This is a genomic window from Rhodococcus sp. T2V, from assembly GCF_029269925.1.
Taxonomy (GTDB): Bacteria; Actinomycetota; Actinomycetes; order Mycobacteriales; family Mycobacteriaceae; genus Rhodococcus_F; species Rhodococcus_F koreensis.
Genome location: NZ_JARJBD010000361.1, coordinates 1 through 600, shown reverse-complemented (window position 1 = coordinate 600; position 600 = coordinate 1). Strand labels below are relative to the sequence as shown.

1 protein-coding gene and 1 pseudogene are annotated in these 600 nt (G+C 68.8%); both read left to right on the top strand.

Annotated features, from left to right (window positions below; genetic code table 11):
* Nucleotides 1–103: 103 nt before the first annotated feature.
* Nucleotides 104–298, top strand: a pseudogene (locus P3H15_RS54375) (hypothetical protein); the annotation flags it as partial.
* An 83-nt stretch (nt 299–381) separates the two neighbouring features.
* Nucleotides 382–600, top strand: a 219-nt coding sequence (locus P3H15_RS54370; protein ID WP_276144882.1) for a hypothetical protein, incomplete at its 3' end; no start/stop codon positions are given.

Genomic DNA, 600 nt, shown 5'->3' with positions numbered 1-600 from the left:
CAGCGGATCCGAACTGGCCCGACTGGTACGCCGCCTACATGGTCGCCGAACAGGCCGGAGCGGAGCTACCCCTCTGACTGCCCTCGACACCGTCCACCGGTCGACCCTCACCCCGATGCCCGACGGAACCACCGACGTCGACGCCGTCGTGGTCCGCGACGGCAAGAACCTCAAAGGACGCGCGCTCGGGGCCGTGCTCGGCGTCTTCGGCACCCACGTCCTGGGAAAGCCGTTCGACAACACCGTCAAGGCCATCGAAGCCCGCAACACCCTCCCACGGACGGCGAACAACACCTAAAACCCGAACCGTTGCGCCGTCGGGCACCGCAACCACGGTGCTCGACGGCGCCATTGTGTCCGGCAGATCCGCCGAGCGAAGGCATGCCGCTACGTGCGTGCCTGGCCCACCGTCACGGTGTCGACGAGGGCGGTGTCTTCGCTGGCGTACGTCGCCGCGTCGGCGACTTTCTCGCCGGAGCAGGCGTTTTCGCCACGGTCAGGGCTCCGGTCGGCGGCACCGACAGTGCTGCGGGCTTCGCCCCTGCATCAGGTGTGGCCGGGGTACCGGTTCCCGGCGTGTCGGGTTTCGTGCGGGGTTTG